This is a genomic window from Variovorax sp. GW822-FHT04A09 (assembly GCF_058801005.1).
Genome location: NZ_JBXAMV010000002.1, coordinates 941,853 through 962,809, shown reverse-complemented (window position 1 = coordinate 962,809; position 20,957 = coordinate 941,853). Strand labels below are relative to the sequence as shown.

At 65.4% G+C, this 20,957-nt stretch carries 14 protein-coding genes; 3 read left to right on the top strand and 11 right to left on the bottom strand.

Features of this window, described 5'->3' with window-relative positions; translation table 11 throughout:
* Window positions 1–97 precede the first annotated feature (97 nt).
* From AC1RLW_RS15575 to AC1RLW_RS15565, 3 genes are all read left to right on the top strand, one after another.
* Entirely contained in the window at window positions 98–1,114 is a 1,017-nt protein-coding gene (locus AC1RLW_RS15575; protein WP_493193795.1) for a Bug family tripartite tricarboxylate transporter substrate binding protein, read from the top strand.
* 106 nt (window positions 1,115–1,220) lie between these two features.
* Complete coding sequence (locus AC1RLW_RS15570) at window positions 1,221–2,174, top strand: Bug family tripartite tricarboxylate transporter substrate binding protein (RefSeq protein WP_307589085.1); 954 nt, start codon at window positions 1,221–1,223, stop codon at window positions 2,172–2,174.
* 20 nt (window positions 2,175–2,194) lie between these two features.
* Window positions 2,195–3,526, top strand: a complete 1,332-nt coding sequence (locus AC1RLW_RS15565) for a sulfatase family protein (RefSeq protein WP_493193793.1) — start codon at window positions 2,195–2,197, stop codon at window positions 3,524–3,526.
* Between the two features lie 24 nt (window positions 3,527–3,550).
* Here AC1RLW_RS15565 and AC1RLW_RS15560 read toward each other — a convergent pair whose 3' ends face one another.
* From AC1RLW_RS15560 to AC1RLW_RS15510, 11 genes are all read right to left on the bottom strand, one after another.
* Complete coding sequence (locus AC1RLW_RS15560) at window positions 3,551–4,477, bottom strand: nucleotidyl transferase AbiEii/AbiGii toxin family protein (RefSeq protein ID WP_493193792.1); 927 nt, start codon at window positions 4,475–4,477, stop codon at window positions 3,551–3,553.
* Window positions 4,474–5,211 carry a type IV toxin-antitoxin system AbiEi family antitoxin domain-containing protein gene (locus AC1RLW_RS15555; protein ID WP_493193791.1) on the bottom strand — a complete coding sequence of 246 codons (738 nt, stop codon included), beginning with the start codon at window positions 5,209–5,211 and terminating at the stop codon, window positions 4,474–4,476. Before AC1RLW_RS15555 ends, AC1RLW_RS15560 begins: the two co-directional genes overlap by 4 nt.
* 204 nt (window positions 5,212–5,415) lie before the next feature.
* Window positions 5,416–7,482 (bottom strand): DUF4238 domain-containing protein, encoded by a 2,067-nt coding sequence (locus tag AC1RLW_RS15550; RefSeq protein WP_493193790.1) that lies wholly within the window; start codon window positions 7,480–7,482, stop codon window positions 5,416–5,418.
* A 634-nt stretch (window positions 7,483–8,116) separates the two neighbouring features.
* Complete coding sequence (locus tag AC1RLW_RS15545; RefSeq protein ID WP_493193789.1) at window positions 8,117–9,835, bottom strand: ATP-dependent nuclease; 1,719 nt, start codon at window positions 9,833–9,835, stop codon at window positions 8,117–8,119.
* A 985-nt stretch (window positions 9,836–10,820) separates the two neighbouring features.
* The gene (locus tag AC1RLW_RS15540) at window positions 10,821–10,991 is read right to left on the bottom strand and encodes a hypothetical protein (RefSeq protein WP_185993549.1); all 171 of its coding nucleotides are present in this window, start codon (window positions 10,989–10,991) and stop codon (window positions 10,821–10,823) included.
* A 105-nt stretch (window positions 10,992–11,096) separates the two neighbouring features.
* Window positions 11,097–11,486: a hypothetical protein gene (locus AC1RLW_RS15535; RefSeq protein WP_369646371.1), complete on the bottom strand. Its 390-nt coding sequence runs from the start codon at window positions 11,484–11,486 to the stop codon at window positions 11,097–11,099.
* 23 nt (window positions 11,487–11,509) lie between these two features.
* On the bottom strand, window positions 11,510–11,953 hold the full coding sequence (gene bamE / locus AC1RLW_RS15530; protein WP_062479197.1) for an outer membrane protein assembly factor BamE domain-containing protein: 444 nt from the start codon (window positions 11,951–11,953) through the stop codon (window positions 11,510–11,512).
* Between the two features lie 65 nt (window positions 11,954–12,018).
* Window positions 12,019–13,278 (bottom strand): beta-barrel domain-containing protein, encoded by a 1,260-nt coding sequence (locus tag AC1RLW_RS15525; RefSeq protein ID WP_493193788.1) that lies wholly within the window; start codon window positions 13,276–13,278, stop codon window positions 12,019–12,021.
* Window positions 13,275–15,467, bottom strand: a complete 2,193-nt coding sequence (locus AC1RLW_RS15520) for a type I secretion system permease/ATPase (RefSeq protein WP_493193786.1) — start codon at window positions 15,465–15,467, stop codon at window positions 13,275–13,277. Before AC1RLW_RS15520 ends, AC1RLW_RS15525 begins: the two co-directional genes overlap by 4 nt.
* Entirely contained in the window at window positions 15,464–16,696 is a 1,233-nt protein-coding gene (locus AC1RLW_RS15515; RefSeq protein WP_493193784.1) for a TolC family outer membrane protein, read from the bottom strand. Before AC1RLW_RS15515 ends, AC1RLW_RS15520 begins: the two co-directional genes overlap by 4 nt.
* 163 nt (window positions 16,697–16,859) lie before the next feature.
* Window positions 16,860–20,957, bottom strand: a 4,098-nt coding sequence (locus tag AC1RLW_RS15510; RefSeq protein WP_493193782.1) for a tandem-95 repeat protein, incomplete at its 5' end; no start/stop codon positions are given.

Here is a 20,957-nt window from a genome sequence, read left to right as displayed (position 1 = left end):
AATGTAGCGTCTCCAGAATCGTCCGCAGCCGCGGCCACCCGCCCCGGCCACGCACAGACCCTGCCGAACGCCGAACGAGACCCCGGAGAGATTGACGATGCCCCAGCTTCCCGACCCGACCCGCCGCCGCACCCTGACCACCCTTGGCGGGCTGGCCCTTGCCCCCCTTGCATCCTTCGCACCGCTTGCGTTCGCGCAGCAGCAGCCCGCTCCCTTCACCCCCGGCCAGCCGATCAAGGTGCTCATCGGCGTGCCCGCCGGCGGCACGCAGGACGTGCTGACCCGCGCCATTGCCCACCAGGTGCGCGATTCGCTCGGCCCGCTCATCATCGACAACCGCTCGGGCGCGGCCGGCCGCATTGCCGTGGACGCCGTGAAGACCGCGCCGCCCGACGGCCACACCCTGCTGCTGGGCACCGCGAGCATGATGACCATGTTCCCCAGCGCCTACCGCAACCTGTCGTACGACCCCATCAAGGACTTCGTGCCGCTGGTGAACGCCGCGCGCTTCGAGCTGGCGCTCACCGTGCACAAGGACGTGCCCGCCAACACGCTGGCCGAGTTCATCACCTGGGCCAAGGCGCAGGGCGACAAGGTGAGCTTCGGCTCGTACGGCGCCGGCACGCCCTCGCACTTCCTGGGCGAAATGCTCAACCGCGCGGCCGGCCTGAAGATGGTGCACGTGCCCTACCGCGGCTCCACACCCGCGCGCCAGGACGTCATGGGCGGCACCGTGCCCGTGTACTTCGACACCATCGGCGGTGCGCAGCAGATGCTGCCCACCGGCCGCGTGAAGGTGCTGGCCACCAGCGGCGACAAGCGCTCGCCGCTCATGCCGCAACTGCCCAGCTTCGTCGAGAGCGGCTACAAGGACGTGGTGGCCACCGCCTGGTTCGCCTACTACGCGCCGCTGAAAACGCCGCCCGCCACCGCCGAGAAACTGCGCACCGAAATCATCCGCGCCGTGAACAGCCGCGACGTGCGCCAGCTGCTGCTGCAGAACGGCATGTACCCCGTGGCCGACGGCCCCGAGGCGCTCGTGAAGACCATGCGCGAAGACATTGCCCGCTGGGCCGGCATCATGAAGGCCGTGAACTTCCAGGCCAATGACTGACCGACCGATCGACACCAAGGACACACCCTTCATGACCCCGCGCGCCCTCCCCGCTTTCGCTTCTTCCTTCAACCCGGCCCGCCGCCGTCTCGCCACCGTGCTGGCCATGGCCGGCCTCGTGGCGGCCATCGCCGCCCCCACGCTCGCGCGCGCACAGGCCGCCCAAGCCGCACTCGACAGCCCGCTGCGCATCGTCGTCGGCTACGCGCCCGGCGGCGCCACCGACCGCGTGGCGCGCATCGTGGGCGACAAGCTCGCGGCCCAGCTCGGCGTGCCCGTGATCGTCGACAACAAGCCCGGCGCGGGCGGCCGCCTGGCCGCGCAGCAGGCCAAGGCCACGCCCGCCAACCAGAACGTGCTGATGCTCGCCAACCCCGCCGTGATGGTGGTGGCGCCCCTCGTCTTCAAGGACAACGGCTACGACGCCGAGCGCGACTTCGTGCCCGTGTCGCACGTCAACGCTTACGACTTTGCGCTGGCCGTGTCGCCCACCCTGCCCGTGCGCGAGCTGAACCATTTGCTTGCATGGATGCGCGCCAACCCGCAGCAGGCCAACGTGGGCGTGCCCGCCACCGGCAGCCTGCCGCACTTCTTCGGCCTCATGGTGGGCGAGAAGGCCAAGGTGCAGACCCAGGTGATTGGCTACCGCGGCTCCGCCCCGCTGCTGAACGACTTGATCGGCGGCCAGGTGCCCATTGCCGTCGACACCGAAGACGTCGTGCTGCCGCAGCACACCGCCGGCAAGCTGCGCATCCTGGCGCTGTCGGGCGAAAAGCGCTCGCCCTTCGCACCGAATATTCCCACCTTCAAGGAAGCCGGCCTCGACCTCGCCGCCACCGGCTGGAACACCTTCTTCGCGCCGGCCAGCATGCCCAAGGAGAAAGTCGAACGCCTGGCCACCACCATCCACGCCGTGATGCAAGACCCCGACACCCAACGCAAGTTCAAGGACGCCGGCATGACGCCGGTGGTGAGCACCCAGGCGCAGACCGCCGCGATGCTCAAGGCCTACAAGGCGCAATGGGCCCCGGTCGTGCAGAAGTCCGGCTACCAACCCTGATTGAAATCCTCCAGCGATCTATGACGACACGCAGCACCCGCCCCAACATCATCTTCATCGTGGCCGACGACCTCGGCTATGCCGACCTCGGCTGCTACGGTGGCCGCGAGGCGCCTTTTGGCCGCGTGTCGCCCGTGCTCGACGGCCTGGCCGCCAACGGTTTGAAGCTAACGCAGGGCTACTCGAACTCGCCCGTGTGCTCGCCCACGCGCTTCGCGATGATCACCGCGCGGTATCAGTACCGCCTGCGCGGCGCGGCCGAAGAGCCCATCAACAGCCGCAGCCGCGGCAGCACCACGCTGGGCCTGCCGACCGAGCACCCCACCCTGCCCTCGCTGCTGAAAGACAGCGGCTACAAGACCGCGCTCATCGGCAAGTGGCACCTGGGCTACCCGCCCAGCTTCGGCCCGCTGCGCTCGGGGTATGAAGAATTCTTCGGCCCCATGTCGGGCGGTGTCGACTACTTCACCCACTGCGACTCGGCCGGCCGCCACGACCTCTGGTACGGCGAAGAAGAGCACAAGGACGACGAGGGCTACCTGACCGACGTACTGTCCAAGCGCGCCGTCGACTACGTCGAACGCATGGCCACGCAAGAGGCGCCCTTCTTCCTGAGCCTGCACTACACCGCCCCCCACTGGCCGTGGGAAACCCGCGACGACGCCGACAAGGCGCCGCTCGTGAAGGACAACCTGTTCGACCTGTCGGGCGGCAACATCCACGTGTACCGCCGCATGATCCATCACATGGACGAGGGCATCGGCTGGATCATGGCCGCGCTCGAAAAGCACGGCATGGCCGACAACACCCTCGTCGTGTTCACCAGCGACAACGGCGGCGAGCGCTTCTCGGACAACTGGCCGCTCGTCGGCGGCAAGATGGACCTGACCGAAGGCGGCATCCGCGTGCCATGGATTGCGCACTGGCCCAAGGTGATCGCCAAGGGCGGCGAGAGCACCCAGCTGTGCATGACCATGGACTGGTCGGCCACCATGCTCGACGCCGCCGGCGTGAAGGCCGACGCGGCGTACCCGCTCGATGGCGTGTCGCTCATGCCCGTGCTGAAAGACGCCACCCACACCTTCCGCCGCCCTCTGCACTGGCGCATGAACCACCGCGGCCAGGAAGCCATGCGCGACGGCGACTGGAAGTACCTGAAGGTCGACGGCAACGAGTACCTGTTCAACATTCCGGCCGATGAGCGCGAACGCGCGAACCTGGGGAAGAAGGAGCCGCAGCGGCTGGAGGCGATGCGGGCGCAGTGGCAGGCTTGGAATTCGACGATGCCGGGGATTCCGGAGGATGCGACTGTGAGCCTTGGGTATTCGGTGAAAGATATGCCGCAGCGCTGAGCTTCGCGCTGGATCGAAGATTTCTCAGCCAGCCAGATCTGAGAATCTTTCGGCCAGCATTCGCGACTGCTCCTCGAACTTGGCCGGGTTCTTTTCTTTCAGAGAAGCCAGGTTCCTCAGCTTCCATTGAATCGCCGGCATCGCGCTGAGATGCGCGATGCCCATGCGGTCCCAATCGGGAGCGCCGTTCGCAAGGGTCATGAGAAAGGCGCGCTCGTCCGCGTCGAGTTCCTTGTGCAGCGTGGCAATCATCTGATCTCGCGCTACGAGCAGCGCGCCCAACTCGACGGGCTCGGCTGTCATGCCTTGAAAGTTGGCTTCGAACTCGGTGGTCACGTCGCGCAGCGGTGGGAACAACACCTCGTGAATCGGCCTGTTGTGGCTGGCGAGGTAGACCACGAACGCGCGCCGGATGCCGGCTGTGATGCCTTCATTTGCGAGCAGTTGCATCACGTCGAACAGATCGCGCGGGTGCTGCCGGTCCATGGCCGCGACGAGCTTGCCGCCATACACGTCCTCGACCGACACCACTGGGATCTCCAGCTCCGCCTGGAGCACTTCCTGCGCTTTGGGCGAGAGCCCCGCCATGACGACCGGCCGCACGGTACCGCGCATCACGTAGTTGACTTCGATCTTGACCTCAGCATCCTCGCGCCTCACAAAGAGCTTGGTTTCTCCCGCTGCAGGCACGCCTGCGAGATGCGTCTGGAATCCCATGCGCCCAAGCGCATCGGCGGTTTTGCCGAGTGCCACTTTGATCTGGTCAAGCGCCGCATCGCGCGACAGCGTGTGATCCGGAAAAACCAGATCGAGATCGACCGACAGGCGCGGCATGTCCCGCACGAAAAGGTTGATGGCTGTGCCACCCTTGAGCGCGAAGGTTTCGTCCGCAAAGACGAAAGGAGCGACCTGGGTCAGCAGACGCGCTGTCTTGAGATAGTTGTTGTTCATGACTTGAGGATCAGCAGACCCTCGTTGGTTTTGGCCACCCATGGGCGATTGCCACCCGTGGGCAGGTCGGCCGGGTCGAGCTTCTTCGCCCACGGCAATGACAGATCGCGCCCGAGTTGAAGGCACAGCCGCACCGTTTTCACGTTGGTGCATTGGCGCAGCAGTTCACCAAGGACCGAAGACCGCAACCCATACGTGCTCTCCGCCAGTTCGCGTGCCTCTGCCAGCGGCTGGCGCACGCCCACTTCGCTCAGCATTTCCAGAAAGGCACGCTCAGGGGCAGAAACGTTCGGCGCGTCTGCACGCCCCTCGAAGGGGCCGGTGTATCGCATACCTGTCGCGTCACTGCTGAAGAGCTGCTTGCGGTGGTACTCCGAGGGGAAAACGTCGGTGAACCAGCCCGGCAGCTTTGCTGACTTCAGACCGTAGAGGTGAAGCTTGGGTGCCTGCGAGACGTAGTGGCGTATGCCATGCCAGTCCAGCGCGGATTTGCCGCCCACATGAAGACCGGGGACCTGGCGCTGAAGCAGCAGCAGGCTCGGGTCACGCTGCAACGGAGTGTCTGGCCGACAGTACACCCCACGCGCCAAGCGCTGGAGCCACCCTGCTCGCACGTAGTGAACGGCCAGATCGGCAGAGATGCCCTCGAGTGCCAGGTCTTCGCTGGTCACGGGCGCGCCTCCGGGGACCCGAGTCAGGAGGGAGTTTAGTTTTGAACGACTTGTCGTAGTCACACTACGATTATTCGAATAATTTCAAGACAATGCAAGGCTTTGATTTGTTCGATTTGTTGTAGTGTGACTACGATAAATCGGATAAAACAAAATCCTCAAGGAGGCAGCCCCAATGCGGTGTCGCCTTGCCTGCCCGCCATATCGCCTGCGCACTAACAAAATTTCGCTCGCGCCCAATCCCTTTGGGCCGCGTAGACACGACAGCTATGAATTCAGAACCGATCTGACTGCCCCCAGGTGCTCCTCATCGCACGCATCAACCCATAGCCTGCCATCCTCGACGTCCGACAGGAATATGCCGTACTGCCAAAGCACACGCTCCACGTGCTCCGAGAGGGCCAGTACCTGCTCAATCGATGACGATTTTCTTTCCATCGACTTGCGGTGTCTGTGGAGTTCCGGTCCGAAGAGGTTCAACCATTCCCATAGTCCGACTCGGACAAGATACTCGGCGGTTGGAGTGGTCCGCGAGAGCCGCCGACTTTCTGCGTCAGACAAGTAACGTCCACAGTACTTAGCAAGCGTCCCCAACAAAATATCAAGGGCTGGAACTACATCGGGCAACAGTGCATCCACGCTCTGGTGCGCGATGAACTGCTGGCGCGCCACTTCAATTGCCCCCAAGGCGGCGGTAACAGCATGGACTGACAGATGCTCGTCTTCCTCCCGCAGTTCGCTTTCATTCGCCGCTTGGGCGGTTTTGACGGAGCCGCAATAGTGCGAAGAAAACCGGTGCGTTAGTTCCAACGCAATGCGTTGCCTTAGCGTGAAAACGCGCCCCTCGCTCATCGGGACGATATGCTCAAACCAATAGATGAAGTAGCTCATCTGACCCAAGAGATGCGTGACTAGCACGGTGGCCCATTGGCTCATTCGCACATCCGCAGCGCCCATAGTCCGCACGACCCGCTCCGGCAAGAACATTCGAAATGAGGAGGGAACCGTGTCGGGGACAAGCTCGATTGTTCCGCCCATTTTCACGGCTTCTTCGTATGGAGACAGCTCCCGACCATAGAGCCGCGCGACCTCAATACAGACATCGTCAGTAACAACGATCGACTCGAGACGATTGGCTTCACGTACATCACACTGCTGCGCGACTATTCGCTGGATCAATTGACTGATATCCGTCGACTTGCCCTCGTTCGAATGGATGATCACGGGAACGATCCGAATGCTGGAGGTACTGGCCTCAGTGGCCGATTCTCCGTATCCGAGACGGGCGGAGACAAAACTCTCTTCCATGAGATCAACTGTCAGAGCTTCCAGTAGTTCGCCCATATGCGAGGTGGCTACTTCCAGATCGGCATGGAAGATCGAACTCACAAAAAACTCGAGTGAGCACTTGACGAAATGCTCGTTCAGATTCGACACCACCGGCGGCTCACTTCCCGTGTATCCGATCAGCACCTGCCTCGCACTGATGGGCATCGCAACCCAAGAAATTTCCTCATCCGAACTCATTGCAACAGGTTGAATTCGACCCGAAACGGTGGAAGCGATGGCGGCGCAATCAGGCAGAACGAAATGACTCGGCGACTCCGCGGAAAAGACTCTCCAATGCAATCTTCGCAGCGCCTCTAGTCGCGGGGCGGGCACCAAGGACTGCTCCAAAACTTTGGTGTGACCCCGTACGACCATCCTTGGAAGCTCGCCCCCAAGAATTGACAGCTGCTCGCGCAGTACTGGGGTGAACTCCCGCATCTGTACATCGAACTTCTCACGAGCCTTGAAGCGCGCCATCTTCTCGAGGATTGCCCTCTCCTTCTCGGGGAATACCTCGATGGGCAGCGCATCAAACACCTTCTTAATTTCCTCGGACAAAGGTGACTGAGGGTTTGTAGAGTCAATATCTACAAGCTTCCGGACAACTTCTGGATCACTCAGGAGATCATCAAGCTGTGTAAGCATCTTCTGCATGAGAAGGGCAAAGGCCCCCCGCAGATGCGAGGCTCTGACGGTTAAGTGAACGACGGCAGTGGCTGCACTCTCCGCACTAAGTAACTCATCGGGCGTCACTAATCTGGCTTGATCGAGAAACGGGTTGAACGTGCTGCCTTCAAAAGCAGTGATCAAGTCGTCCAACGTATCTGTGACTCCATCGCCCGGTTTTGAATAGAAATCGCGTTGGGATGCGACCCCTTCGGTAGAGGTAACGTACGGGCGTGCGCCCTTTTTGTAGACGACCACTTGGGTCTTCTTTCCGACTTTCGAAGCTTCAAAGCCTCGAAGCAGATGCTGCGGCAGGTAGTGTTGCTTGCGTCCAGCCAATTTTCTTCTCAGGGTGACGGGTTTTCAGCGCAAAGACCGCTCTTTTAGAAGTGGTCGATGAATCGTTTCACGATATCGATTCCGCAATTTGTGCGCCACGTCCTCAGTATCTTCGGTTTCACCCGAGGTAGCGGACACGGCACGTTAGCTGAAGTTCAGGAACTAGGAGAGGATATTTCCCGCCATGCATAGACAGGACTCAATGCGACCTTTGAAAAACGCAAAGATTTCCTGCCACGCCCAACATCCAACGGATGCGGCTCAATCCTTGGTGAAACAAGGCGGCCGCAAACTGCGTTCAGATGAGACGGCGCGTCAGCGATCCGATTCGACATCGTGCCGTCCGTACGAACCGGCGCCCGCCTCTTGTGTGCGCTCAAAGGCATAGGAAGGGGGGGCCTCTACCTTCGACTCCTCCCCAACAACCTCTTCGCGTCCCTCGCCAGATCAGCCGCGATCCACCGCATGTGATCCTGGTGTTTCTCTCCGGCTTCCTCAAACCAGCCGTTGTCGTTACCGTCGCCGTAGCAGCACCAACGCAAGGAGTTCAGCTGGGCCAGTTTGATTTCGATGAGATCTCGGGCGTCTTCGCCTGTGGTGATTGGATGAAGGTGTCGCGCCGCGCTTACCGGCGTCAGGTGCTGGCAGCTGCGGCGACGGAACCCGGTAAAAAGTCGATCACCCGCTGCACGAAGGCTTCGAGCTCCGTTGGGCAGTCTTCCGTCTGAAGCTTCTCAAGCGCCTTGCGGTTCCACTCTCTGCCCTTGCTCACGCCGGTATCGATCCATTGCTCGAGCTCTCCACAGGGAACGACGAACACACCGATCTTGGCCAGGTCTTCGATGAGGCTCTCGACGGCAGCCAACTGGTCGCCAGTGAAATAGGAAGTGCCCACCTCCTTCACGACTTCCCACTTAGACGTCGTCGCCTTGAGCGTGTTCTCGAGCCGCTTGCGGGATGAGCGAGCATCAGTATGAGGAGACGTGATCCATGCGTTGACGCCGTCGAGCAGCTTTTTCAGGAACTGATCTTCCGGCATCTGGAGCACCCATTTGCCGATTTCGGCGCGTCGCTCTTCAAGCTCCGCCGTAATCTCGGCGCCCGTCAATGCCTTGACGATCTTGTCCAACGGGCCGCTCGCGTTGAGGATGTCGATGTCTACGATGACGGCGACTGGAGCGCCGGCGCTTTTCAGCAACTGGACAGGCGTGTCCGCGGCGCCCTTTCCATTCGTATGGATGAAAAGCAGGTCTTCGCCTCCCTTGCCGATGAGCGTTCGGTGCGCAACGAACTGGTAGACCGCACGGTCGGGATCGCCTTCGCAGACGACCACGCCTTGATGGAAGAGCGAGTCGAGGACCGGCTGGCTTGAGAGCAAAGGTGTGCGCGTCAGAGCTGTCACTGTTGAGGCTGGAACCTGGGTGTAGCGCGTCGTATCGGCCGTGCGATTGAGTCGCAAGACGTTGGCATTGTTGTTCCCGCTCACAACGCCCCACATGAATGCGGAGCTATGGGTCGAAACAATGATCTGTGCAGGGCGATCAATGCTCAGTCGCCCCAACAATCCGCCCAGCACGCGCGCCTGCTTGGGATGAAGGAATGCTTCGGGCTCATCCAGCAGCAGGGGGCGATCTGGGAAGACGATCGCAGCCATGAGGATCCCAGTAAACGACTGGTACCCGTCGCCTTGTTCTTTGAGCAGCCGCCCAATACGAAGTTGTTGTTTCAGGTCATCCAGCGATTCGGAAAGGTCGCCGAATGCGTCGCCGACCTTGAAGTACCAGCGCTTCATGGCCGTCCAATCGAGCGCAATGTCGCGTCCAAAGGCTTCCGAGAACGCTCGCCGCAGCTGTGGTTGCACCTCAAGGCGCCGACGGAAGAACTCTTGCAACGCGTGTGTGGGTCCCTCTGTCTCTAGATCGTAGGCCTCTTGCGGAGCGGTCAACTCGAACCGCGTGCCCGCATGGAGATGGCTGATCAAGAACCTCCCCAGTGACTGACGCTGATGCTTCAGGTCGGTGTGTTCGGTCACGGTTTTCGACCAGCCGACATGACTCTCGACGCTGTGAATCTTGACAAGGCTCTCGCTTATGCCGACGACGTTCTCGTTCGTCGGCGAGTGCTTGGAAGGCAGGATGTGGAAGTGATTCCGAAAGTCCTCCTTGGAGGGCATCGTCACGTCAATGCTCTTGAAAAGCGTGAGAGCGCTCTCTGGACCTCCTAAAGCGAAGTCTCGCAGGTCTCGCAGGGTTTGTGACTTGCCGCTATTGTTTGGACCAACGAGCACGGTCATTGGCCCGAACGCAACCGCCTCGTCGCGGTGGTTGACGGCGGAAATAAATTTAAGCGGCATATCTTCTCCCTCGCTTGGCGCTGCTTCAGGTCTTCTTGGAGTTCAGATCGCTGATGCGATTGAGTTCCGGCGTACCCCTAGTATCCATTTAGAAAAGACCGTTACTGAGGCTGCAGCTGAGTACAGAGCAGCCACTCGCCAGCGGCCGTTCAATGGCGAAAATCGATCGATCGACCGATCGCGCAGCGACGACAGCAGCGATCGCTGCAAAGCGGGCAACCCTCGATCGAAGAACCGACGACACCCACCCCTTGCCACATTGGCGGAGGCAGGAAAGTGAACCGCCGCCGGTCACAAAGACACGGCGGCCGAGCACCAATCTCTACTACCCCCTCCCACTCTCCCCCAACAACCTCTCCGCCTCCCTAGCCAGATCCGCAGCAATCCACAACATGTGATCCCGGTGTTTCTCCCCGGCTTCCTCGAACCACCCATTGCCGTCGCCGTAGCAGCACCACAGCAGGGAGTTCAGCTGGGCCAGTTTGATTTCGAGGAGGTCTCGGGCGTCTTCGCCTGTGGGGGTGGACGAAGGGGTCGCGCCGCGTGTGCGACGGGCAGATTTGGGCGTGGAACGCCCGGCCATAATTCGATCAGCCATTTGGTGTGCCCTTTCAAAAGTTCAGCACGTCTCTTGGTCAGACGGTCAGGGTGTTCACGCACCCTGGCCGTCGCCTTTTGTGCCTCACATTCGTGTCGCCGCTTCACAAAGAGGCATCGACACCCGCCGTGAGGCAAGGCGGTTCATTCGCTCGCACGAATCAATCGCTCGATCAATCAGTGAATGTCTGGGAAGAAGGCGTTCCTTTCACGGGGTTCGTCGGCCGCTACAGCGGGCCGTCTTGTCGCGGGGGCATTCACTGTAGAGAAGCGAAGCCGCGCAAGAGAAAAGAATTCGTCGACGATTTCTCGAATCGACGAGATATCTGAGGTGCCCCGGTTTTTCTGCTTCGCCGGAGGCGAAGGAGGGCTCGGAGCCGGCCGCTAGCTAGTGCGCGTGCGTGGCGCGCTCGGCTTCGCTGTCGTGGTGGTCCTGGCTGACGCCTCGCGCCGGCAGCGCGTCGGCCGCCAGCGCAAGGAAGAGCGCAAGGAGCAGCCACAGCGCCACGTCGCTCAACCGGTAGAGGGTCTTGCGAAAGCGCTTGGTGCGGCGGATCACGGCGCGGCTCCTAGGACGACCGCGCAGGCGTCGTCGTTCAACGCCGGAAGAAGGCAAAGCCCCATGCAGCGGACCGCATCCACCGCGAGGGCCGCGTCGTCCACCTCAGCCATGGGGCATGAGGTGGTACAGCTCCGGCAGAAACCCGCCGGGCGCGGTGAGGCGCGACTTGAGCCGCACGACCAGGTGCAGGTCGTCCACCAGATGGAGGTCGCCACCGCGGTTGGTGAGCTGCAGCTTCACGGCCAGCAGGCCCTGCAGCTTGGCGCGGTGCCACTCGGCGGCGTCGGCGATCTGCGCGCGGGTCATGGCCGCGATGCCGATGCCGTGTTCCAGTTCGGCCGCGCGCAGGCAGGCCACGACGCGGTCGACGCTTTTCAGCGTGCCCTCGATCACCTCCAGGCAACGCTCGGCCAGCCGCGTGGGCTCGTCGGCGGAGTTGCCGTACACGAAGGCCTCGTAGGGACGGGGCGCGCGCGTGGAATCGCGAGGCATGGGCTGCGGGCCGGCGTCGCGGCTCAGCGCGGCAGCAGGTCCAGGCATTGGCGGCGGCGCCACACGGCGCTGCGCACGGCCTGGCTGTCGTCGAACACGACCTTGTACTGGCACACGAGGTAGTTGGCCGACTGGGGCATCTGGAACTTGAAGTGGTAGTCCCACTCGGTGCCGAGTGCGCCGCGCTGTTGCTTCAGGGCCTGTCCGAGCACGGCGAGCACCTGGGCCTGGTTGAGGCCGGGCTTGATCTCGCGAAAGCGCTCGGGCCGCGACACGACGCCATCGCGCAGAAAGGGCTCCTTGAAGTCGGGGCGGCGCGCCTCGACGTCGCGGTAATCCAGCTTGTCGGGGTTGCTCACGGGGTCCACGGGGTTGTCGCGGGCCACCGCAGGAGCGGCGGCGCCGAGCAGCGCGGCGGCGAGCACGAAGGCGGCAGCGGCGGGGGATGCGTGCGGGGTGGTTTTCATGGCTAGCGTCCTCTTGGGTCGGATGGGTGTCGGATGGGTTTCGTGGGGAAATGAGCGCGCGCGGGTCAGCGCTCGCGCATGGCTTCGCGCGCCTTGTTCAGCGGCTTGGTCAGGTAGTCCCACACGGTCTTGCGGCCGGTGCGGATGTCGGCGGTGGTCACCATGCCGGGCACGATGGGCATGCGGCGGCCGGCCTTGTCGGTGAGTGCGTCGGAGTCGGTGCGCACGAGCACGGGGTAGTACACGATCTCGGGCTTGACCTCGTCGCGCTGGGTGTCGGGCGCGATGGTCACCACGCGGCCCTTGAGGCCGCCGTACACGGCGTAGTCGTAGGCGGTGATCTTGATCTGCGCCTCCTGCCCGGGCCGCATGAAGGCGATGTCGCGCGGCGAGATGCGCGCCTCGACCAGCAACTGGTCGTCCAGCGGCACGAGCGTCAGCAGCGACCCGTTGGGCGGCACGACGCCGCCGATGGTGGTGACCTGCAGGCTCTTGACGATGCCGCGCACGGGCGAGTTCAGGGTGAGCCGCTCGAGCGAGTCGGCGCGCCCGCGCACCACGGACGACAACGACTTCACCTCGGCATCGGCCTTGGCCAGCTCTTCGCGGCTGCGCACCATGTAGTTGGCGCGCGCCTCGGCAATCTTCAGCTCCAGGTCGGCGGCCTGGCGTTGCAGGCGGATGAGCTCGACGTTGCTGGCCGCGCCGCTCACCTGCAGCGAGCGGGTGATGTCGAGCTCTTTGCGCACGAGCGAAAGCGCCTGGCCCAGGCCGGACACGGTGTCGCGCAGGCTGCCCTGGCGCGAACGGAAGAGCGCGCTTTCGGAATCGACCAGTTGGGCGTAGGCCTTCAGCTCGGCGGGGAACTGCAGGCTGCCCTGCCCTTGCACCTCGGCGCGCAGGCGCACGCTGCTGGCCAGCGCGGCGCGGTAGCGCGCGGCGGTTTCTTCCACGTTCGATTCGCCGCGCGTGGGGTCGAGCTGCGCGAGCACCTGGCCCTTCTCGACGATCTGGCCTTCTTGCACGCGCAGCTCGGCGAGGATGCCGCCTTCGAGCGACTGGATGCGCTGCTCGCGCGAGCTGGGAATCACCTTGCCCATGCCGCTGGACACCTCGTCGATCTCGAAGACCCAGGCCCACACGAAGAAGGCGAGCAGAAAGAGCGCGATGAACCACACGACGCGCGCGGAGCCGCTGGCGCGGGCTTCGTCGAAATCGTCGGCGCCGCCGGGGCCCCACACGGTGGCGGTGGAGACGGCCGGTGCCTGCGCTTGTGTCTGTGCCTGTGCTTGCACCTGCGCCTTGGTCAATGTCACGGCGTTCATGCCTGCCCCTCCTTGCTGCGGCCTGCGGAGGCCATCGCCTCGCGCGAGGCGACCGCGCCCTGGCGCAGCCGCGCCATCACCTGGTCGCGCGGCCCGTCGAGCACGACGGCGCCGCCGTCCACCACGAGGATGCGGTCGACCGCCTCGAGCACGGCCGGGCGGTGCGTGGCCACCACCAGCGTGCGGCCGGCGGGCAGCGCACGCAGGTGTTCGATCACTTCGCGCTCGGCCACTTCGTCGAGCGAGGCGGTGGGCTCGTCGAGCAGCAGCACGCCGGGGCGGCGCAGCAGGAGCCGCGCGAGCAGCAGGCTCTGGCGCTGTCCGCCCGAAAGGCCGCGCCCGCCTTCGAGCAGTGGATGGTCCAGCCCGGTGGGCAGGCGGCGCACGAAGGCCCAGGCGCCGGTGACCTGCAGGGCCGCCACCAGTTCGGCGTCGGTGGCGTGGGGCGTGCCCATCTGCAGGTTCTCGCGCAGGGTGCCGTGGAACAGGCGCGCGTCCTGCGCGAGCAGGCCGACGTCGCGGCGCACATCGGCGGGGTCGATGTGGGCCATCGACACGCCGTCGAGCAGCACGCTGCCCGCGCGCGGCTCGATGAGGCCCGACAGCGCCTGCAGCAGCGTCGACTTGCCCGCGCCGTTGCGCCCGAGCACGGCAATGCGTTCGCCGGCGCCGATGTGCAGCGCCTTCACGTGCAGCGCGGTGGTCTGGCCGTCGTGGCTGAAGACGGCGTCGCGCAGCGTGTAGTCGCCCTGCACGGCGGGCCTGTGCACGCGGGTTTCGTGGGGCGGATGGTCGACCGGGAGCTTCATGAGCTGGTCGAGCGCTTCGCCGGCCACCTTGGCCTGCTGCCAGCGGTTGAGCACCTGCGTCACGCCGGCCAGCGGCGTGAGCATGCGGGTCGACAGGATCGATGCGGCCACGAGCACGCCGGTGCTCATGTGGCCGTCCATGACGAGCGGCGCGCCGAAGAACACGACGAAGGCGAAGGCGGCGCCCTGCACGGTCTGGGTCCAGTTGCTCAGGGTGTTGAGCAGCGCGCGCAGTTGCAGGCCCGAGTCGGCGTTGACGGCGTTGTAGTGGTTCCACTGGTTCTGGAAGCGCGGCTCGGCCTGCAGCCCCTTGATGTCGTCGATGCCCTGCACGGCCTCGACCAGCATGGCGTTGCGCAGCGACGACTCGCGCATGCCCGTCTGGGCCAGCGCGCGCAGGCGCGGTTGCGCCAGCAGGCTGGGCACGATCAGCAGCACGCACGCGACCAGCGGCACGAGCACGAGCCAGCCGGCAATGAACCAGAAGAGCACGCAGAACACGAAGAAGAACGGCAGGTCGGCCACGGCCGCCACGGTGGTCGACGTGAGCATTTCGCGCACGGGCTCCAGCTCGCGCAGCTGCGAGATGAAGGTGCCGGTGGCGCGCGGGCGCGCCGAGCCGCGCACGCGCAGCGCGTGGCCGAACACGCGGTCCGAAATGCGCAGGTCGGCGCGCTTGCCCACCACGTCGGTGATGCGCATGCGCGCGCCGCGCATGACCCAGCTGAACGCGATCGACAGCAGCACGCCGCCGAACAGCACATGCAGCGTGGGCAGCGACTGCGCGGGCACGACGCGGTCGTACACCTGCATCGAGAACAGCGTGCCGGCCAGCGCCATGAGGTTGTAGGCCAGCGACGCAACGAGGATGTGCGCGTAGGGCCGCCAGTCGGCCAGCACGATCTGGCGCAGCCAGTGCGGCTCCACCGGGCGGATGTAGGCGTCGACGCGCGAGTCGGGCGCCGATTGCGCGGGCCGCAGTACGGCCATGGCTTCGAGCGCGGGTTGCAGCTCGTCCACGGTGCAGACGGTTTCCGCGCCCTGGTCGCCACCGAGCATCACGCGCAGGCCCTGCGCCGAGATGGCGGTGACCACGGCCACCTGCCCGTCGCGCAGTTGCAGCACCACGGGCAGGCGCCAGGGGCTCAAGGTGTCCAGGCGCGGCGCGACCTGGCGCACGGTGAGCCCGGCCTGGCGGGCCATCTGGCGCACGCGCTCGCCGATGTCTTCGTGGTCGCTCCACGCGGCGGCGCCGCGGATGCGCTCGCGCGAGGTGTCGAGGTGGTAGTGGGCGGCCACGGCCAGCACGGCATCGACCCAGCCGGCGAGCAGCTCGGGGCCGCGCGCGGCGGACAGTTCGGGCAGGGTGGTGGCGGTCATGGCTGGCCTCCGGCGACGAGCTCGCCCGCATCGACCAGCCCGAAGGCCTCGCGCAGGCGGCCCGACTGGTACAGGCACTCGACCGCGAGCCGCTGCACTTCGTGCGCACTCTCGGCCTGCTCGAAGCGCGCGCCGTGGAACTCCTGCTCGGCATTGAGCAGGTCGAGCAGCGAGCGCGTGCCCAGCTGCAGGTACTGCTCGCGGTACAGGTCGCGCGTGCGCTGCGTGCTGTGCACGCGCGCGGCAAGCACGGGCAGGCGCAGCGCGTGGCCTTGCGACTGCACGCGCGCGTCTTCGAGGCGCTGGCGCACGCTGAGTTCGGCATAACCCAGCGCGGCCTCGGCCGCCTCGACGGCGTGCGCGGCGGCGCGCTGGCGGGCCTGGCTGCGCCCGCCTTCGTACAGCGGCGCGGTGAAGTTGACGGTGAACGTGCTTTCGTTGGCCGACTGGCCGGCAGGCCGCGCGCCCGATTCGAGCCCCCGGTTGACGGCGGCGTTGAGCGACAGCGTGGGCAGCAGCTGCGCATCGGCACCGCGCAGCGCGGCCTGCGCCATGTCGCGCTCGGCCTGCGCCATCTGCACGGTCGGTGCGGGCAAGGCTGTCTGCGGCAACGCGGCGCAGGCGCTCGCGAGCGGCGCAGGCGCTTCGCCGGCGATGTCGGCCGGCGCGCGGCCCTGGGTCAGGTGCATGAGGTTGAGGCGCCAGCGCTCGGCCTGCGACGCGGTGTTGAGTTGCTGGGCGCGCGCGGCCTCCAGGCGCGACTGGGCCTGCGCCACGTCGGACTGGCTGGTGGCGCCCTTGGCCTGGCGCTCGCCCACGAGGCCGGCCAGCGACTGCACGCCCTTCACCTGGGCCTGCGCGATCTCGCCGAGCGCCTGCTGGCGATGCACTTCGATCCATGCCTGCGCGGTGTCGCGCACCACGTCGTCGACCGCCACGAGCAGCTTGGCGCGCGCGGCCGTGGCCGAGGCTTCGGCCTCGCTCACGGCGCTCGACACCTTGCCGAAGTCGTACAGCAGCTGGGTCACCGACAACGAGGCCTGGTGCACCTGGCGGCGACCGTCGGCCTGCAGCTGGCGGTTGCCCGTGCGTGCGCTGACGCCGGCGCTGACCTGCGGGTAGTAGCCCGAGCGCGCGGCCGCAATGCCCTCGCCCGCCTGCAGCGCCTGGCCGACGGCGTTGCGCACGGTCGGGTGCGAGGTGGCGGCCAGGCGCACGGCCTCGGCCATGCCCAACGGGGCGGCGGTGCTCGCTTGCGCAAGCGCCGCCGATCCGGCGAGCAGGAAAAAAAGGCCCGCGGCAGCAGACGAAAGATGACGGGAAGCAAGCATGCGTGAAGACGTGCAGACCACCAGGTGCCGACGCCGCAAGCGGCGCCGGCACGCCGGTCGGTCAGTGGTGAAGCGCGAGGCCCATGTGAAGCTCGTCGTCGAGCGAAGGCGCCACCGGCGGTGCGTAGGCCGCGAGCGAATCGGCCGAGGACGCCAGCGACAGCACCGTGGGAGACGCCTGCGTGCCACCGAAGGCCGGCGGGAACGCGGCCTGCAGCAGCGCATGCAGCGACTCGGCGGCGCCGAAGCCCTGCAGCATGTCGGACAGCTGCAGCCCTCCCCATGCCGGACCGTCGCCGAAGGGGAAATGCGGCGCATCGTGCGGTTGCTGTTGCTGCTCGATCGACACCGTCACTTCGTCGACGCCGGCCAGGCCCAGCGAGTCGGCCGAGGTGAAGAGCGCTGCCGCCCCCGCTGCTGGCGTGTAGTTGACGTGCAGCGTCTGCGTGGCCGCGTTGCTCGCATCGCCGTCGCGGTCGACCACCTGGTAGCTGATGGTCTCGTCGTAGTTTTGCGAGGTGGTGGTACGCGGTGCCACCTGGTAGCTGAATTCGCCCGAGTCGAAGTCCACGACCAGCTTGCCGCCCTTGTCGGTGGCAATGGTGACCTGGTGCGTCGCCTGGTTGTAGCTGTAGTCGCTGCTGGTGGCCGGGCCAGTCTTCGTCATCAAGCCCGTGACGCTGTTGAAGGCGTAGGTGGTGCCGTCGATGGTCAGCGTGGACACATGGCCACCGTCGGCACCGAAGCCCGACGAGCCGCCGAGGCCGCCGGTCAGCAGGTTGCTGACGGTGGGCGGCACGCTGATCGTGCCTTGCAGCATGTCGTTCAGCTGGCTCGTGTCGGTGACGATCTTGCCGTTGGTGTTCGTGCCGGTGTTGCCGTTGTAGGCGATGGGGTCGATGTAGGCCTGCTCCGTCGGGCCCAGGCTGGAACCTAGGCCCAGTGCGAACGAGTTGATCTTGTTGTTGGTGAGGAAGGTCTTCCAGAGCGCTTCTTCCGCCGCCTGGATGCCGAAGTCGGCCGCGTTGCTGCCGTTGCTGTTGTTCCCGAGCTGGCCGGTGTTGCCGTCCCCCCGGGTCGGCTCGCCGTCCGTGAGGAAGTAGGACACGTTTTGGGCGCCCTGCAGCTTGCCATTGGCCTCGAAGCCGGTCATCGCCGTAGCCAGGGCGGCGTCGTAGTTGGTGCTGCCCCCGTCCTCCAGGCTCTGCACCAGCGTCTTGGCTTGGGCCGCCGTCATCCAGGCCTGTTGTGCCTGCCCGGTCGTGCTGAAGGTGACGAGTTGCACCCGCACATCGCCGTACATGTCGTAGCCGTCGATCAGGTTCTTGATGGCCTCCTTCGCACGCGAGAGCCGCGTCGGGTTCTCCTCGCCCATGCTCCCGGAGAGGTCCAGGATCACCATCAGGTTCGTGTTGATCGGTGCCACGTCGACCGCCTGCTCGCCGTTCACGAGCGCCGGCACATCGTCCTTGACCGGCACGTTGAAGCCCACCGGCGCGCCGCTGAGCTGGCCATCGCTCACCACGGCCTCGAAGTGCAGGTTCGACACGCCCTCGCCGTTGCCCGCCGGGTGGTCGATCGGCGCCTTCAGCGTGACGGTGTAGCCCGCCTCGAACTGCCCCGCGCCGGTGGCGCTGACATTGCCCACGGCCACGGTCATCACCTGGGTGGTGACGCCGTCGACGGTGACGCTGCCCGTGAGCGTGTGCGTGCCCGCGTCCCAGGTCCACGACACCGGCTGGCCGCCGGAGGTGACGCCGGTCGGGCCGCTGAGCGACACCGACAGGTCGCCCGCCAGGCTGTCGGGGTCCGCGATGGAGATCTTGCCGGTCGATTGCACCGACGGCTCGTCCGCCGCCGCAATGCCGCCGGGCAGGCTGCCTTCGGAGACGATGCCGGCGTCGGTCGCCGTGGCCGTCGGCGCGTCGTTCACCGGGTTGACGGTCACGGTCACCGTGCTGGTGGTCGTGCCGCCATGGCCGTCGCTCACCGTGACGGTGAAGCTGTCGGTGCCGTTGAAGTTGGCGTTGGGAACGTAGGTGTAGGTGCCGTTGGGGTTCACCGTCACCGTGCCGTTCGACGGGTTGCTGCCCTTCACGTAGGTGAGCGTGTCGCCGTCGACGTCGCTGCCGACGATCTGGCCGCTGACCGGCGTGTCTTCGTCCGTGGTCTTGGTGTCGTCGGGAGCCTCTGGCGCCTCGTTGACGTTCTGCTCGTTGAGCGTGACGGGGATGTTTGTCGTGATGGTGCCGTCGCTCGCACCGACCACCAGCGAGTGCGCGTTGGCGCCTGCTTCGTAGTCGTTGACGAAGGCTGCTGCGCCTGCCGGCGTGAGGCTGATCGCGCCCGTGAGCGGATCGATGGCGAAGTAGCCGTTGTCGTTGCCCGAGAGGATGCTGTAGGTGACGTTCGCGCTGTCGATGTCGGTGGCGTGGACCGTGCCGAGCACGGTGCCCGCAGTGCGGTTCTCGTCGTAGCCGAAGACGTAGCCGGTGGCACTGTCGACCGGCGTGCCGCCGCCGTCGACGAACACCGGGGCGTCGTTGACGGGGTTGATGGTCACGGTGACGGTGCTGGTGGTGGTGCCGCCGTGGCCGTCGCTCACCGTGACGGTGAAGCTGTCGGTGCCGTTGAAGTCGGCGCTGGGCGTGTAGGTGTAGGTGCCGTCGGCGTTGACGGTGACCGTGCCGTGCGATGGGTCGCTGCCTTTGGCGTAGGTCAGCGTGTCGCCGTCGACGTCGCTGCCGACCACGCTGCCACTGACGGGTGTGTCTTCGTCCGTGGTCTTGGCGTAGTCGGGCACCGTCGGTGCGTCGTTGATGTTCTGCTCGTTGAGCGTGACGGGGATGGTGGTCGTGGCCGTGCCATCGGTCGCACCGATCACCAGCGCGTGCGCGTTGGCGCCTGCTTCGTAGTCGTTGACGAAGGCTGCTGCGCCTGCCGGCGTGAGGCTGATCTCGCCGGTGACCGGGTCGATGGCGAAGTAGCCCTGGTCGTTGCCCGAGAGGATGCTGTAGGTGACGGTTGCGCTGTCGATGTCGGTGGCCTGGACTGTGCCGAGCACGGTGCCTGCGGGGCGGTTCTCGTCGTAGCCGAAGACGTAGCCGGCGGCCGTGTCGACCGGCGTGCCGCCGCCGTCGACGAACACGGGGGCGTCGTTGACGGGGTTGATGGTCACGTTCACCGTGCTGGTGGTGGTGCCGCCGTGGCCGTCGCTGACCGTGACGGTGAAGCTGTCGGTGCCGTTGAAGTTGGCATTCGGGGTGTAGGTATAGGTGCCGTCCGCGTTGACCGTGACCGTGCCGTTCGCGGGATCGCTTCCCTTCACGTAGGTCAGCGTGTCGCCATCGACGTCGCTGCCGACGATCTGCCCGCTGACGGGTGTGTCTTCGTCCGTCGTTTGGGCGTAGTTGGGCACCGTGGGCGCGTCGTTCACCGGGTCGATCGTGACCGTCACGGTGCTGGTGGTCGTGCCGCCATGGCCGTCGCTCACGGTGACGGTGAACGTGTCGGTGCCGTTGAAGTTCGCGCTGGGGACGTAGGTGTAGGTGCCGTCGGCGTTGACCGTGACGCTGCCATGCGCAGGGCCGTTGCCCAGTGCATACGTCAGCGCGTCGCCGTCCACGTCGCTGCCGATCACTTGGCCGCTGACGGGGGTGTCTTCGTCCGTGGTCTGAGCGTAGTTGGGCACCGTGGGGGCGTCGTTCACCGGGTCTATCGTGACCGTCACGGTGCTGGTGGTCGTGCCGCCGTGGCCGTCGCTCACTGTGACGGTGAACGTGTCGGTGCCGTTGAAGTTGGCGCCGGGGACGTAGGTGTATGTGCCATCGGCGTTGACCGTGACGGTGCCATGTGCCGGGTCGCTGCCCTTCGTGTAGGTCAACGTATCGCCGTCGACGTCGCTGCCGACGACCTGGCCACTGACCGGCGTGTCTTCGTTCGTGGTCTCGGTGTAGTTGGGCGCCGTCGGTGCGTCGTTGACCGGGTTGACGGTCAGGTTCACCGTGCTGGTGGTCGTGCCACCGTGGCCATCGCTCACCGTGACCGTGAAGCTGTCGGTACCGTTGAAGTTCGCGCCGGGGACGTAGGTGTAGGTGCCATCGGCGTTGACGGTCACCGTGCCGTGCGCTGGATCGCTGCCCTTGGTGTACGTCAGCGT

What these genes read in the sequence shown, in the direction of transcription:
- AC1RLW_RS15575 (WP_493193795.1), top strand. Translation starts at nt 98, where the DNA reads ATGCCCCAGCTTCCCGACCCGACCCGCCGCCGCACCCTGACCACCCTT.
- AC1RLW_RS15570 (WP_307589085.1), top strand. Translation starts at nt 1,221, where the DNA reads ATGGCCGGCCTCGTGGCGGCCATCGCCGCCCCCACGCTCGCGCGCGCA.
- AC1RLW_RS15565 (WP_493193793.1), top strand. Translation starts at nt 2,195, where the DNA reads ATGACGACACGCAGCACCCGCCCCAACATCATCTTCATCGTGGCCGAC.
- AC1RLW_RS15560 (WP_493193792.1), bottom strand. Translation starts at nt 4,477, where the DNA reads ATGAACAACAACTATCTCAAGACAGCGCGTCTGCTGACCCAGGTCGCT.
- AC1RLW_RS15545 (WP_493193789.1), bottom strand. Translation starts at nt 9,835, where the DNA reads ATGCCGCTTAAATTTATTTCCGCCGTCAACCACCGCGACGAGGCGGTT.
- AC1RLW_RS15535 (WP_369646371.1), bottom strand. Translation starts at nt 11,486, where the DNA reads ATGCCTCGCGATTCCACGCGCGCGCCCCGTCCCTACGAGGCCTTCGTG.
- bamE (WP_062479197.1), bottom strand. Translation starts at nt 11,953, where the DNA reads ATGAAAACCACCCCGCACGCATCCCCCGCCGCTGCCGCCTTCGTGCTC.
- AC1RLW_RS15525 (WP_493193788.1), bottom strand. Translation starts at nt 13,278, where the DNA reads ATGAACGCCGTGACATTGACCAAGGCGCAGGTGCAAGCACAGGCACAG.
- AC1RLW_RS15520 (WP_493193786.1), bottom strand. Translation starts at nt 15,467, where the DNA reads ATGACCGCCACCACCCTGCCCGAACTGTCCGCCGCGCGCGGCCCCGAG.
- AC1RLW_RS15515 (WP_493193784.1), bottom strand. Translation starts at nt 16,696, where the DNA reads ATGGCCGAGGCCGTGCGCCTGGCCGCCACCTCGCACCCGACCGTGCGC.